We start from the raw sequence: 13,104 nt of genomic DNA, 5'->3' as shown, positions 1-13,104 counted from the left end.
CCCTCTGCATTTCAGCGGTCGCTCATTCCTCACGCATTCCAGGAGTATCGTCATGAATTCCCCGAAATCCCAAGGCACTGCGCTGGTCACTGGCGCTTCTTCCGGCATCGGTGCGGTGTATGCCGAGCGGTTGGCGGCACGTGGTTTTGATCTGTTGCTGGTGGCGCGAGATCAGGAACGGCTGGAGTCCGCTGCCCGCAAACTGCGGGATGCCCATGGTGTTCAGGTCGAAGTCCTGAAGGCCGATCTGACGCAAAAGGATGAAGTGCTCAAGCTTGAACAGCGCCTGCGCAGCGATTCCAGTATCAGTCTGCTGGTCAACAATGCGGGAGTAGCGGTCAACGGACTGCTGGCCAACGCCGACCCGGACGAGCTGGAAAAGCTGATTCAGTTGAACGTCACGACGCTCACCCGACTGGCTTCGGCCGCCGCAGCCGCTTTCACCACCGCCGGGCGCGGCACGATCATCAATATCGCATCGGTGGTTGCCCTGTTTCCTGAGCGTTTCAATGCCACCTACAGTGCCAGCAAGGCTTATGTATTGAGCCTCTCCCAAACGCTGAATGCGGAACTCGAAGGCACAGGTGTCAAGGTGCAAGCGGTATTGCCCGGTGTGACCCGCACCGAAATCTGGGAGCGCTCCGGGTTCGATGCCAGCGGCATTCCGGCGGAAATGGTCATGGAAGCGGACGAGATGGTCGATGCCGCGCTATCCGGACTGGATCAGGGCGAATTGGTCACGATTCCTTCGCTGCCCGATGCCGGGGAATGGCAAGCCTTCGTCGCCGCGCGTCATGTGATGGCGCCCAATCTGTCCCATAGCTCGGCCGCCAGCCGGTACAAGTAAATCAAGTCGAGAGAGGTCAACCCGATATGAATCAGCGTCGAGTAGTTGTCACGGGTATGGGCCTGGTATCGCCCTTGGGCAGTGGTGTGGAAGTCGTCTGGCAGCGTTTGCTGGCCGGGCGTTCGGGGTTGCGAAACCTGCCGGAAGCTGTGATTGCCGATCTGCCGGCCTGGGTCGGCGGCGTGGTGCCGACAATAGAGGAGGATACTGAGGTCGGTTTCGACCCGGATCGCGCTACACCACCCAAAGAACAGAAGAAAATGGACCGTTTCATTCTGTTCGCGATGGAGGCTGCACGGCAGGCGCTTGAACAGGCCGGCTGGCACCCGACCGAATCCGGCGCTCAGGAACGCACCGCCACGATCATCGGCTCGGGTGTCGGCGGTTTCGGTGCGATCGCCGATGCGGTGCGCACCACCGACAGCCGTGGTCCGCGACGGTTGTCGCCGTTCACCATTCCCTCGTTTCTGGTCAATCTCGCCGCAGGGCATGTCTCGATCCAGCATGGTCTCAAGGGCCCGCTCGGTGCGCCGGTCACCGCGTGTGCCGCCGGTGTGCAGGCGATCGGTGATGCTGCCCGGCTGATTCGTGCCGGTGAGGCCGACATCGCGGTGTGCGGCGGTGCGGAAGCCTGCATCGATCGCGTCAGTCTTGCCGGTTTTGCGGCAGCGCGGGCTTTGTCCAGTGGCTACAACGACACGCCCGAACGCGCCTCGCGCCCGTTCGACAGCGGACGTGACGGGTTCGTGATGGGCGAGGGCGCCGGGCTGCTGGTGATCGAGTCGCTGGAGCACGCACTGGCGCGCGGCGCACAGCCGCTGGTCGAACTGGTCGGATATGGCACCAGCGCCGACGCCTATCACCTGACCGCCGGGCCGGAAGATGGAAGCGGCGCCCGACGCGCGATGACACTGGCGCTGGTCCAGGCCGGTATCACGCCGGATCAGGTGCAGCATCTGAACGCCCATGCGACATCGACGCCGGTGGGCGACCTCGGTGAACTGGCGGCGATTAAATCGGTATTCGGGACCCAGAACGAGATTGCCGTGACCTCGACCAAATCCGCGACGGGGCATTTGCTGGGTGCGGCGGGAGGTCTGGAAGCAATCTTCACGTTGTTGGCGATTCGCGATCAAATCGTTCCGCCGACGCTCAACCTGGAAAATCCCGATCCGGCCAGCGAAGGCGTGGACATCGTCCACGGTCAGGCGCGGTCGATGCGGATCGAGTATGCGTTGTCCAACGGGTTCGGCTTCGGTGGGGTCAATGCCAGCGTGCTGTTCAAGCGCTGGCAGGCTTAGTCTACGGAGCGTTTTAGGTGTTCGCGGGTGACGTCGAGGATTTGCTGCGCAAATTCAGGATCCGCGACACTGCGTGACAGCAGGAGCGCCCCGGCCAGTGTCGCCATGATGACGATGCTGAGTTCGGCGGCGTTCTCGCCTTCAAGGGTGCCTTCGATCTGGTCGAGGCGAGCCTTGAGCACTGCATCGCTGGTCGGGCTAGGCTGGCCGCGCAACCCCAGTTCCGACGAAATGGTCAGCAACGGGCAGCCTTCGTCGGGCGTGGTCTGATGCCATTCGGACAGGTAAGTGTCGATAAAAGCTTCCAGCGGTTTTTCCTGGGCGAAGAGTTCGGCACATAACCCCGCAACCTGATCGCCGGCGGCTTGCAATGCCTTTTCAACGAGTTCGTCCTTGGACTTGAAGTGCGAGTAGAAACCGCCGTGCGTCAGGCCCAGCGCTTTCATCAATGGCTGCAGACCGGTCGCACCAATGCCGTCCTTGCGAAACCGCTCGGAGGCTTCCTTGATAATGCGCTGATGGGTCTGGGCTTTATGATCCTGCGAGTAACGCATTTAAACTCTCCGCAACAAGACCGCCATCTTAACCAATGCAAATTGAATGGTGACTGTACTTCTACTTCTAAAAAACTGTCGGTGACTCCGACATGTTCGTAACAGCCATCCACGGTTGGCACGGATAGTGGTTGCAGCTTGCAAAGTTGCCATCACTTGAGGAGCAGGAGAATCATGTACAAAGACTACCCGGCCGCCTATCAGGTCAGCAAAGGCTCGGCGTTACAGGTCAATACACCTTTCTACGAACGGATTCGCGACCGCAAGGACGGGCGCACGCTGATCGAACAATTCGAAGTGCCAATCCGCACCGGCCGTGCCTGGCACGTGCCGGCGGGGCATGTGTTTCGTGTCACCACACCGGTCGGGCCCCAGGTGGGCGATTTCAATGTGTGGAACGCACACGATCCACGCGAACGGATGTGGGCGGCGCGCACCCGGCCACTGCAGGGTGCGCACCTCAGCACCCATGACCGGTTATGGTCGAACCTGCCTTTTCTGCGACCTCTGGTGACGATCACCGATGACAGCCTGGCCGACTATGGCATCGACGAGCACGGCGGGCGCCTGCACGATTTGCTCGGCACGCGCTGCGATCCTTATGTGAACAAAATGCTCACCGGAGAGGATTTCCATCATCACTGCCATTCCAACCTGACCCGCGCCGTGTTGCCCCATGGCCTGACCGAGTTCGATGTGCATGACGTGCTGAACATCTTCCAGTGCACCGGTCTGAATCACGATGACCTGTATTTCATGAAGGCCTGCCCGGCGCAGAAGGGCGATTACCTGGAGTTCTTCGCCGAAATCGACTTGCTGTGCGCGTTGTCGACCTGTCCCGGTGGTGATCTGTCACTGGCGATGTGGGGGCCGGACGCGCAGGATCCGCTGACGGTATGCCGCCCGCTCGGGGTGGAAATCTATCGTCTGGACGATGCGCTGCTGGAAGGCTGGAGCCAGCCGGAACGTGCGGCGTACAAAGGCCTGCATGGCTTGCACATCGCCAAGGCCGACTGGGAAAAATAATCGCGACAAAAAACAAACCCCGCCGATTCAGGCGGGGTTTTTTCGTTCAGCGGTCCTGCGCGTCCTTGATGTCCGCTTCGGCATTGCGTTCAGCGACGCGCTTGCGTTGTTCATCGGTCAGTTCGACCTTGTTGGCGGTGTCACGCAACATCATCAGACCGCCGACGATCGAGCCGATTGCAACGACCAGAATCAACCAGGCATACCAGGGCATAACGGCTCTCCTTAAGGGCAGGTCGACGGGCGAGGGTTTCGTCGTGCAACGCTGCATACCACTTTGAGCGAAGTGCATTCGCAGTGGTTCCATTCTAGGCCGGTTATGCCCCTGGCGGTTTACAGTCCGGTGAGCATCGCGTCTGCCGGGGCGTTGGCGCGCAATTGGCCGGTCAACAGGAAGTAGCCGAAACCGACTGCCATGAAGCCGAGGAAGATCAACCCGATCAACGCGTTGAACCAGGCCATCGCCACCAGACAAACCACGGCCAGCACCAGTGCGATCATAGGAATCAGCGGATAGCACGGCGCGCGGAAGGTGCGCTCCAGGTTCGGTTCGGATTTGCGCAGTTTGAACAGGCTGAGCATGCTCATGATGTACATCACGATCGCTCCGAACACCGCCATGGTGATCATCGCGGCAGTGAGGGTCATGCCACCGAGGTTGATCAGGCCGTCGCTGTAGATCGCCGCGATGCCGATCACGCCGCCGGCGATGATGGCGCGGTGCGGGGTCTGAAAGCGCGACAGCTTCGCCAGCGAGGCGGGCAGGTAACCGGCGCGGGCGAGGGCGAAGAACTGCCGCGAGTAGCCAAGAATGATCCCGTGGAAACTCGCCACCAGCCCGAACAGGCCGATCCAGACCAGCATGTGCAGCCAGCCGGAGTTGTCGCCGACCACGGTTTTCATCGCCTGAGGTAGCGGGTCGTTGATGTTTGACAGAGTGCGCCAGTCACCGACGCCACCGGCGAAGAACATCACGCCCATGGCCAGCAACACCAACGTCAGAATGCCGCTGATGTAGGCCTTGGGAATCGTGCGTTTCGGGTCCTTGGCTTCTTCGGCGGCCATGGCGGCGCCTTCGATGGCGAGGAAGAACCAGATCGCGAACGGAATCGCCGCGAACATCCCGGCAATCGCCGGAGCACCGAAGATGTCCGAGCCGGCCCAGCCATTCAGCGCGAAGTTGCTGAAGCTGAACGCCGGGGCGACCACCCCCATGAACACCAGCAGCTCGGCCACCGCCAGTACGCAGACGATCAACTCGAAGGTCGCGGCCAGTTTCACCCCGAGAATGTTCAGACCCATGAAGACGATGTACGCGCCGACTGCCGCGTGTTTCGGATCAAGTGCCGGAAACTGCACGTTCAAATAGGCGCCAATCGCCAAGGCAATCGCCGGCGGGGCGAAGACGAATTCGATCAGTGTCGCCAGTCCGGCGATCAATCCACCTTTTTCACCGAAAGCCCGGCGACTGTAGGCAAACGGCCCGCCCGCGTGGGGGATTGCCGTGGTCAGTTCGGTAAAACTGAAGATGAAACAGGTGTACATGGTCGCCACCATGAACGAAGTCACCAGAAAACCCAGGGTTCCCGCGACGCCCCAGCCGTAACTCCAGCCGAAGTACTCCCCGGAAATCACCAGCCCCACCGCGATGCCCCACAGGTGCAAGGTGCCCAGCGTGGGTTTGAGTTGTGTGTTCATGTGTTTGCTCCCTGAACGGTTTGGAAAGCTCGGGGAAGGGCGTGTGCAGTGGGCGTGCCATTTTGTATTGGCGGGTCGTAATGGGATGAAAGCTGTCGTATCGGGGATGTTCGCGGCGCAATGCCGACAAAATTGTGCGCCAGTTGGGTGCGATGTTGTCTGTGCTGCCGTCTTCGCGGGCAAGCCCGCTCCCACAGGTGTCAGCGGTGCCTGGACGCGCGCATTTCAAATTGTGGGAGCGAGCCTGCTCGCGAAGAGGCCCGTCCACACGACGCAAAACTCTGCTGTAACGCCCGCGTAAACCCACTCTTTACGCTTTCTTTATGCCCCGCACGCACCCTCGCTCTCGTTCCTTTACAGGCTCCTTTCCGACAATGCCTCCACACGCGGCAATACGCCGTAACACGGAGATCTTCCATGAGCGTTCTGGACGGGGTGTCACTGCTGCTGGCAGTGGGGCTGTTCATTTATCTGTTGGTTGCGCTGTTGCGCGCGGATCGGACTTAGGAGCGGCTATGCACAGTTATGACTATTGGCTGATCCTCGCATTCTTCGCGGTGGTCTTGCTGCCGGCGCCGTTCCTCGGGCGCTTCTACTACAAGGTGATGGAGGGCCAGCGCACCTGGCTGACGCCGATCCTCGGCCCGGTCGAGCGCGGCTGTTACCGCATCGCCGGGGTCAATCCGCAGGACGAACAGAGCTGGCAGAAGTACACGCTGGCGCTGCTGGCGTTCAACCTCGCCGGTTTTCTGCTGCTGTTCGCGATCCTGCTTTTTCAGGATCACCTGCCGCTGAACCCGCAAAACCTGCCGGGCCAGGAGTGGACGCTCGCGTTCAACACCGCCGTCAGCTTCATGACCAACACCAACTGGCAGGCCTACAGCGGCGAAGCGTCGCTCAGCTACCTGAGTCAGATGGTCGGCCTCACCGTGCAGAACTTCGTCAGCGCCGCCACCGGCCTCGCCGTGCTGGTTGCGCTGTGCCGTGGCATCGGGCGCAAATCCACCAAGACTCTCGGCAACTTCTGGGTCGACATGACCCGCGCCACCCTCTACGGCCTGCTGCCGCTGTGTCTGCTGCTGGCGCTGTATCTGGTGTGGCAGGGCGTGCCGCAAACCTTCGCTCAATATGTGAATGCAGTGACGATGCAGGGCGTTGATCAGGTGATCCCGCTGGGCCCGGCCGCCAGTCAGATTGCGATCAAGCAACTGGGGACCAACGGTGGTGGCTTCTTCGGCGTCAACTCGGCGCATCCGTTCGAGAACCCGACCGCCTGGAGCAACCTGTTCGAAGTCGCGTCGATCATCCTGATCCCGGTGGCACTGGTGTTCACCTTCGGCCACTACGTGAAGGATCTGCGTCAGAGCCGCGCCATCATCGGTTGCATGCTCGCGCTGTTCATCATCGGCGGCGCCACTTCGCTGTGGGCCGAATATCAGCCGAACCCTGCCTTGAACAACGTCGCCGTCGAACAGACCGCGCCGCTGGAAGGCAAGGAAGCGCGTTTCGGCACCACCGCCACCGTGCTCTGGTCGGTGACCACCACGGCGGCGTCGAACGGTTCGGTCAACGGCATGCATGACAGCCTCAACCCGCTCAGCGGCATGGTCGCGCTGGTCAACATGATGGTCGGCGAAGTGATCTTCGGCGGCGTCGGCGCGGGGCTCTACGGCATGTTGCTGAACGTGCTGATCGCGGTCTTCCTCGCCGGTCTGATGATTGGTCGCACCCCGGAATACCTCGGCAAGAAACTCCAGGCCCGTGAAGTGCAGTTGCTGGTCGTCACCCTGCTGGTGATGCCGGTCGGCGTACTGGTGCTCGGCGCGATTGCCGCCAGCCTGCCGGGTCCGGTGGCGGCGGTGAGCAACCCCGGTCCGCACGGTTTCAGTCAGTTGCTCTACGCCTACACCTCGGCCAGCGCGAACAACGGCTCGGCGTTCGGCGGTTTCGGTGCCAACACTGCGTTCCACAACCTGATGCTCGGTCTGGGCATGTTGATCGGTCGCTTCGGTTACATCCTCCCGGTACTGGCCCTGGCCGGCAGCCTGGCGATGAAGAAAACCGCACCGATCGGCCAGAACAGCTTCCCGACCCACGGCCCGCTGTTCGTGACCCTGTTGACCGTGACCATTTTGCTGGTGGGCGGCCTGACCTTCTTGCCGACCCTGGCGCTCGGCCCGATTGCCGAACACCTGAGCATGGGCTTCTAAGGAATCCATCATGAATATGCATGTTCCAGCTTCAAAACCAGCGGCAGCTGCCAAGTCGGCTGAAGCTCCGAAAACCGCGATCAGCGCCCTGTGGCGCCCGGCGCTGGTGCAAGCGTTCGTCAAGCTCGACCCGCGCCAGTTGCAGCGCTCGCCAGTGATGCTGGTGGTCGAACTAACAGCGATCCTGACCACCGTGCTCTGCTTCATTCCCGACAGCAGCGTGCCGACCTTCGTTGCTGCGCAAATCGCCCTGTGGCTGTGGTTCACCGTGCTGTTCGCCAACTTCGCCGAAGCGCTGGCCGAAGGTCGCGGCAAGGCCCGCGCCGACAGCCTCAAGGCCGGCAGTGAAGGCCTCAGTGCCAGACGCAAGCTGGCCAACGGCAGCTTCCAGGTCGTGCCGGCCACTAGCCTGCGCAAGGGTGATGTGGTGCGCGTCGAAGCGGGGGAGATGATCCCCGGTGACGGCGAGGTTATCGAAGGCATCGCAGCGGTCAACGAAGCGGCGATCACCGGTGAATCGGCTCCGGTGATCCGCGAGTCCGGCGGCGACCGCTCCGCTGTCACCGGCAATACTCGGCTGGTGTCCGACTGGCTGTTGGTGAAGATCACCGCCAACCCTGGCGAATCGACACTGGATCGGATGATCGCGCTGGTCGAAGGCGCAAAGCGCCAGAAGACCCCGAACGAAGTGGCGCTGGACATCCTGCTGATCGGCCTGACCCTGATCTTCCTGCTGGTGGTCGTGACCTTGCAACCGTTCGCCCACTTCGCCAACGGCAGCCTGCCGCTGGTGTTCCTGGTGGCGTTATTGGTCACGCTGATTCCGACCACCATTGGCGGTCTGCTGTCGGCGATCGGGATTGCCGGGATGGATCGTCTGGTGCGCCTGAACGTGATCGCCAAGTCCGGTCGCGCGGTGGAAGCGGCGGGTGACGTGCACGTGTTGCTGCTGGACAAGACCGGCACCATCACGTTCGGTAACCGTCGTTGCAGTGCGGTATATGCCGCGCCGGGTGTGAACGCCCGTGAACTGGCCGAAGGCGCGCTGTTCGCCTCGCTGGCTGACGAAACCGCTGAAGGCAAGTCCATCGTCGAGTACCTGCGTGGCACCAATCCGCAGCCGGAACCGGCGCCGGAAACCCTGACTGCCGTGCCGTTCAGTGCGGAAACCCGCTTGTCCGGTGTCGACTACCAGGGCCGTGTGTTCCGCAAGGGGGCGGTGGATTCGCTGCTGGCCTTCCTCGGTCAACAACGCAAGGATCTGGCCCCGGCGCTGTCCCGGGAAATCGACAAGATCGCCCAGAGCGGCGGCACCCCGTTGCTGGTTTGTGCCGACGGCAAATTGCTCGGTGCGATTCATCTGAAAGACGTGGTCAAGCCAGGCATCCGCGAGCGTTTTGCCGAGCTGCGCAAACTGGGGATTCGCACGGTGATGGTGACTGGCGACAATCCGCTGACCGCTGCCGCGATTGCTGCTGAAGCGGGCGTCGACGACGTACTGGCCGAAGCCACACCGGAGAAAAAACTGGCGCGTATCCGTCACGAGCAGAACGACGGTCGTCTGGTCGCGATGTGCGGCGACGGCGCCAACGATGCCCCGGCGCTGGCCCAGGCTGACGTCGGTATGGCGATGAACGACGGCACGCAAGCCGCGCGCGAAGCGGCCAACATGGTCGACCTCGACAGCGACCCGACCAAGTTGCTGGACGTGGTGCAGATCGGCAAGGAATTGCTGGTGACTCGCGGCGCGCTGACGACCTTTTCCATCGCCAACGACGTGGCCAAGTATTTCGCGATCCTGCCGGCCCTGTTTGCCGCGATCTACCCGCAGCTCGGCGTGCTGAACATCATGCAGTTGAGCAGTCCGCAGAGCGCGATCCTGTCGGCCATCGTCTTTAACGCTTTGATCATCGTGGTGCTGATTCCGTTGGCCCTGCGTGGTGTGCGGGTGCAGGCGGCGAGCGCGGCGGCGCTGCTGCGTCGCAATCTGCTGATCTATGGCCTGGGCGGGATTCTGGTGCCGTTCGTGGGGATCAAGGCGATCGACATGCTGTTGACGGCGTTGCATCTGGTTTGAACCTGAACAGCGGTGTGCCGGGCGCACCGCTTCAAGCACGAATTCGAGGATTTTGAAATGTCCACACTGTTACGTCCGGCCCTGAGCCTGCTGGTGCTGATGACCCTGGTCACCGGCGTTGCCTATCCGCTGGTAGTCACGGGCGTCGCGCAAGTTGCCTTCCCCGAGCAGGCCAACGGCAGCCTGGTGCGCGATGCCGAAGGCAAGGTGCGCGGCTCGTCGCTGATCGCTCAGGATTTTGTCGGCGATGCCTGGTTCCATCCGCGTCCATCGGCCGGTGCTTTTGCCACCGTGTCGAGCAGTGCGAGCAACCTGTCGCCAAGCAATCCGGCGCTGGCCACTCGGGTGATCGATGACGCCAACAAACTGCAGGTGCCCGGCCAGGGCCCGGTGCCGCTGGCGCTGTTGACCACCTCCGGCAGTGGCCTCGATCCGCACTTGCCACCGGCGGCGATTGCCTATCAACTGGCGCGTGTCGCGGCCGCGCGCAATGTGCCGGTGGCGACCTTGCAGCAACTGCTCGACGCGCACATCGAACAGCCGCTGGTGGGCCCGCCGGTGGTGAATGTGCTGGCGCTGAACATGGCGCTGGAAAAGCTCTGAATCGGTGGCGCGGCCAATCGCTGGCAAGCCAGCTCCCACAGGAGCACGCATTCCCCATGGGGGAGCTGGCTTGCCAGCGATGACGGCAGTCCAGGCAATACACAAACATCAGGAAGAGACTTTCAAGCATGAGTGACTCCGGCCGCGCCGACGCGCTGTTAGCAGACTTGCCCCGCGACGGACGCGGCCGGCTCAAGGTTTTTCTCGGCGCAGCGCCAGGCGTGGGCAAGACCTACGCGATGCTGCAGGCCGCCCACAGCCAGCTGCGCCAAGGCGTGAAAGTCATTGCCGGCGTGGTCGAAACCCACGGCCGCGCCGAAACCGAAGCGCTGCTCGGCGGCCTGCCGCAACTGCCGCTGGTGCGCTCGGAATATCGCGGCGTGACGCTCGAAGAAATGGACCTCGACGGCCTGCTCGCCGCCAGGCCGAAACTGGTGCTGGTCGACGAACTCGCCCACAGCAACGCCCCCGGCAGCCGTCACGCCAAACGCTGGCAGGACATTCAGGAACTGCTCGCCGCCGGCATCGACGTGTACACCACGGTCAACGTCCAGCACCTGGAAAGTCTCAACGATCAGGTGCGCGGCATCACCGGCGTGCAGGTGCGCGAAACCCTGCCGGACTGGGTGCTGCAGGAAGCCTACGAACTGCTGCTGATCGACCTGCCACCCCGGGAACTGCTTGAGCGTCTGCGCGAAGGCAAGGTCTATGTGCCGGAGCAGGCGCGGGCGGCGATCGATGCATTTTTCACCCAGACCAACCTCACGGCGCTGCGCGAACTGGCGATGCAGACCGCTGCCGCGCAGGTCGATAACGATCTCGCTCAAGGCTATCGCCAGCTCGGCCAGGCCGCGCCGGCGGTGCGCGGGCGCTTGCTGGTCGGCGTCGATGGCGATGCCCAGGCTGAACGGCTGGTGCGTCACGCCAGTCGCGTCGCCCAGCGACGGCATTTGCCGTGGAGTCTGGTGCACGTCGACAACGGCAGCGTGCGCGACGAGCAATCGCGCCTGCGCCTGCAAAGCGCCCAGCAACTGGCCGAACGCCTCGGTGGCGAGGTGGTGTTGCTGCGGGCCGGTGAAGTGGCGAAAACCTTGATCCAGCATGCCGCTGAACGGCGGGCGAGTCTGGTGCTGGTCGGCCAGTCGCGGCCGCGTCTGCGCAGGCGTCTGTTCGGCGGTGGGCTGGCGGCGCGTCTGCTGCGTCAGGCTCACGGTCTGGAAATCAACGTGCTGGACAGCGATCAGCAACAGCATCAACCGCGCCCGCGTTCAGCACCGACGCTGGTGTGGTTCGACTATGCGCTGGCGCTGGTCGCCACGGTATTGGCCAGTGCGCTGGCGTGGGCGGTGTCCAGCGTGCTGCCGTTGCCGAACATCTCGCTGGTGTTTCTGGCGGCCGTGTTGCTGGTGGCGGTGCGCAGCAGTCTCGGCCCCGCGCTGGCCTGTGCGGCGCTGTCGTTTCTGACCTATGACTTTCTGTTCATCCCGCCGAACTTCTCCTTCAGCATCCAGCGCGAAGAAGACGTGCTGACCTTGCTGTTCTTCCTGCTGATGGCGGCGCTCACCGGCAACCTCGCGGCCCGCCAGCGCCGGCAATTGCAGGCGCTGCGCGACACCCAGGAAGAGACCACCGAACTGCTCGACCTGTCGCGCAAACTCACTGCCGCTACTGACCGTCAGGCCGTGGTCAGCGCCGCCGCGCAGCACCTCAATGGCTGGAGCGATCTGCAACTGTGCCTGCTCAATCGCGACGGGCAGGGCGGCTGGAAAGTCGAAACCGGCGGGCCGCTGCAGTTCACGGAGTCCGAACGCGCCGCCGCCGACTGGGCCTGGCAACACGATCAACCGGCAGGCATGGGCACGGGCACGCTGCCGTTCGGCCGCTGGTGGTGGTGGCCGCTGTCGGTGGAGGACGGGCCGCTGGCGTTGCTCGGTGTGTGCGCCAAAGAGGGTCAGACCCTGAGCGGCCAGCGTCGTCGTTTGCTGACCGCGTTGAGCCAGCCATTGGCTCAAGCACTGGCCCGAGCACAACTGGCCGATGACCTGGAAGCCGCGCGCCTGCACGGCGAAACCGAGCAACTGCGCAGCGCCTTGCTGGCCTCGGTGTCCCACGATCTGCGCACGCCGCTGACCTCGATGCGCGGCAGCATCGACAGCCTGCTGGCCCTCGGCGAAGCGATCCCGCTGGAGGATCGCCGCGAATTGCTCGAAGGCACTCGCGATGAGGCCGAGCGTCTCGATCGCTATATCCAGAACCTGCTGGACATGACCCGTCTCGGCCACGGCGCCCTGAAGCTGGCGCGGGACTGGGTGTCGCCCGCAGACATCGTCGGCAGTGCGCTCAATCGTCTGCGGGCGGTGTTGTCGTCGTTGCAAGTGAGCACCGATGTACCGGCCGAGTTGCCGCTGCTGTACGTGCATGCCGCGCTGATCGAACAGGCGCTGGTCAACGTACTGGAAAACGCCGCACGATTCTCGCCGCCCCACGGCCGTCTGCAACTGCGCGCCGGGGCGGATGACAGCGAGGTGTTTTTCTCGGTCAGCGATGAAGGGCCGGGGATTCCGGTGGATGAGCGGGCGAAGATTTTCGACATGTTCTACACCGCTGCCCGAGGTGATCGGGGCGGGCAGGGGACGGGGTTGGGGCTGGCGATCTGTCAGGGCATGGTCGGTGCCCACGGCGGGCGGATCAGTGTCGGCGACGGCATCGACGGGCGTGGCACCTGCATCACCCTGCACCTGCCGTTGCAGACGCAACCGGGGATGGACGGTGAAGCCTGATCCGCGCT

The 13,104-nt window shown here is 63.0% G+C and carries 11 protein-coding genes; 8 read left to right on the top strand and 3 right to left on the bottom strand.

Translation table 11 applies throughout. From position 1 onward, the window contains the following. Positions 1-52 precede the first annotated feature (52 nt). Positions 53-847, top strand: coding sequence for an SDR family oxidoreductase (locus tag QLG12_RS27985; RefSeq protein WP_197869123.1), 795 nt, complete (start codon positions 53-55; stop codon positions 845-847). A 26-nt stretch (positions 848-873) separates the two neighbouring features. Next, positions 874-2,148: a beta-ketoacyl-ACP synthase II gene (fabF, locus tag QLG12_RS27980; RefSeq protein ID WP_282475588.1), complete on the top strand. Its 1,275-nt coding sequence runs from the start codon at positions 874-876 to the stop codon at positions 2,146-2,148. On the opposite strand, the gene QLG12_RS27975 is transcribed toward fabF, so the two are convergent. Next, a complete protein-coding gene (locus tag QLG12_RS27975) occupies positions 2,145-2,702 on the bottom strand; it encodes a TetR/AcrR family transcriptional regulator (protein WP_236194022.1) in 558 nt (185 codons plus the stop codon). The two genes, fabF and QLG12_RS27975, sit on opposite strands and share 4 nt — an antisense overlap. A 174-nt stretch (positions 2,703-2,876) precedes the next feature. Here QLG12_RS27975 and QLG12_RS27970 point away from each other — a divergent pair, with 174 nt between their 5' ends. Then, positions 2,877-3,728, top strand: coding sequence for a DUF1989 domain-containing protein (locus tag QLG12_RS27970; protein ID WP_282475587.1), 852 nt, complete (start codon positions 2,877-2,879; stop codon positions 3,726-3,728). A 46-nt stretch (positions 3,729-3,774) separates the two neighbouring features. Here the strand turns inward: QLG12_RS27970 and QLG12_RS27965 are convergent, their stop codons facing one another. Together QLG12_RS27965 and eat are read right to left on the bottom strand one after the other, a co-directional pair. Then, a complete protein-coding gene (locus QLG12_RS27965) occupies positions 3,775-3,942 on the bottom strand; it encodes a DUF2897 family protein (RefSeq protein WP_007950938.1) in 168 nt (55 codons plus the stop codon). Between the two features lie 119 nt (positions 3,943-4,061). Then, complete coding sequence (gene eat / locus QLG12_RS27960) at positions 4,062-5,426, bottom strand: ethanolamine permease (RefSeq protein WP_282475586.1); 1,365 nt, start codon at positions 5,424-5,426, stop codon at positions 4,062-4,064. A 417-nt stretch (positions 5,427-5,843) separates the two neighbouring features. Here eat and kdpF point away from each other — a divergent pair, with 417 nt between their 5' ends. The 5 genes from kdpF to QLG12_RS27935 all read left to right on the top strand — a co-directional run bounded on the left by kdpF (position 5,844) and on the right by QLG12_RS27935 (position 13,096). Further along, complete coding sequence (gene kdpF / locus QLG12_RS27955; protein WP_007950940.1) at positions 5,844-5,933, top strand: K(+)-transporting ATPase subunit F; 90 nt, start codon at positions 5,844-5,846, stop codon at positions 5,931-5,933. Between the two features lie 8 nt (positions 5,934-5,941). Next, complete coding sequence (gene kdpA, locus QLG12_RS27950; protein ID WP_039770510.1) at positions 5,942-7,636, top strand: potassium-transporting ATPase subunit KdpA; 1,695 nt, start codon at positions 5,942-5,944, stop codon at positions 7,634-7,636. A 16-nt stretch (positions 7,637-7,652) separates the two neighbouring features. Further along, positions 7,653-9,713: a potassium-transporting ATPase subunit KdpB gene (kdpB, locus tag QLG12_RS27945; RefSeq protein ID WP_197869229.1), complete on the top strand. Its 2,061-nt coding sequence runs from the start codon at positions 7,653-7,655 to the stop codon at positions 9,711-9,713. Positions 9,714-9,770: 57 nt separating this feature from the next. Further along, the gene (kdpC, locus tag QLG12_RS27940) at positions 9,771-10,316 is read left to right on the top strand and encodes a potassium-transporting ATPase subunit KdpC (RefSeq protein WP_064383340.1); all 546 of its coding nucleotides are present in this window, start codon (positions 9,771-9,773) and stop codon (positions 10,314-10,316) included. A gap of 128 nt (positions 10,317-10,444) precedes the next feature. Further along, the gene (locus QLG12_RS27935; protein ID WP_282475585.1) at positions 10,445-13,096 is read left to right on the top strand and encodes a sensor histidine kinase KdpD; all 2,652 of its coding nucleotides are present in this window, start codon (positions 10,445-10,447) and stop codon (positions 13,094-13,096) included. Positions 13,097-13,104 lie beyond the last annotated feature (8 nt).

It is taken from the genome of Pseudomonas sp. V88_4, from assembly GCF_029967985.1.
Lineage (GTDB): Bacteria > Pseudomonadota > Gammaproteobacteria > Pseudomonadales > Pseudomonadaceae > Aquipseudomonas > Aquipseudomonas glycinae.
This window is presented reverse-complemented; position numbering and strand designations above follow the sequence as displayed.

Bases quoted from the DNA above. Each gene is read 5' to 3' on its own strand.
- QLG12_RS27965 (WP_007950938.1), bottom strand. From the start codon at position 3,942: ATGCCCTGGTATGCCTGGTTGATTCTGGTCGTTGCAATCGGCTCGATC.
- QLG12_RS27985 (WP_197869123.1), top strand. From the start codon at position 53: ATGAATTCCCCGAAATCCCAAGGCACTGCGCTGGTCACTGGCGCTTCT.
- kdpC (WP_064383340.1), top strand. From the start codon at position 9,771: ATGTCCACACTGTTACGTCCGGCCCTGAGCCTGCTGGTGCTGATGACC.
- QLG12_RS27970 (WP_282475587.1), top strand. From the start codon at position 2,877: ATGTACAAAGACTACCCGGCCGCCTATCAGGTCAGCAAAGGCTCGGCG.
- QLG12_RS27975 (WP_236194022.1), bottom strand. From the start codon at position 2,702: ATGCGTTACTCGCAGGATCATAAAGCCCAGACCCATCAGCGCATTATC.
- kdpA (WP_039770510.1), top strand. From the start codon at position 5,942: ATGCACAGTTATGACTATTGGCTGATCCTCGCATTCTTCGCGGTGGTC.
- fabF (WP_282475588.1), top strand. From the start codon at position 874: ATGAATCAGCGTCGAGTAGTTGTCACGGGTATGGGCCTGGTATCGCCC.
- kdpB (WP_197869229.1), top strand. From the start codon at position 7,653: ATGCATGTTCCAGCTTCAAAACCAGCGGCAGCTGCCAAGTCGGCTGAA.
- QLG12_RS27935 (WP_282475585.1), top strand. From the start codon at position 10,445: ATGAGTGACTCCGGCCGCGCCGACGCGCTGTTAGCAGACTTGCCCCGC.
- kdpF (WP_007950940.1), top strand. From the start codon at position 5,844: ATGAGCGTTCTGGACGGGGTGTCACTGCTGCTGGCAGTGGGGCTGTTC.
- eat (WP_282475586.1), bottom strand. From the start codon at position 5,426: ATGAACACACAACTCAAACCCACGCTGGGCACCTTGCACCTGTGGGGC.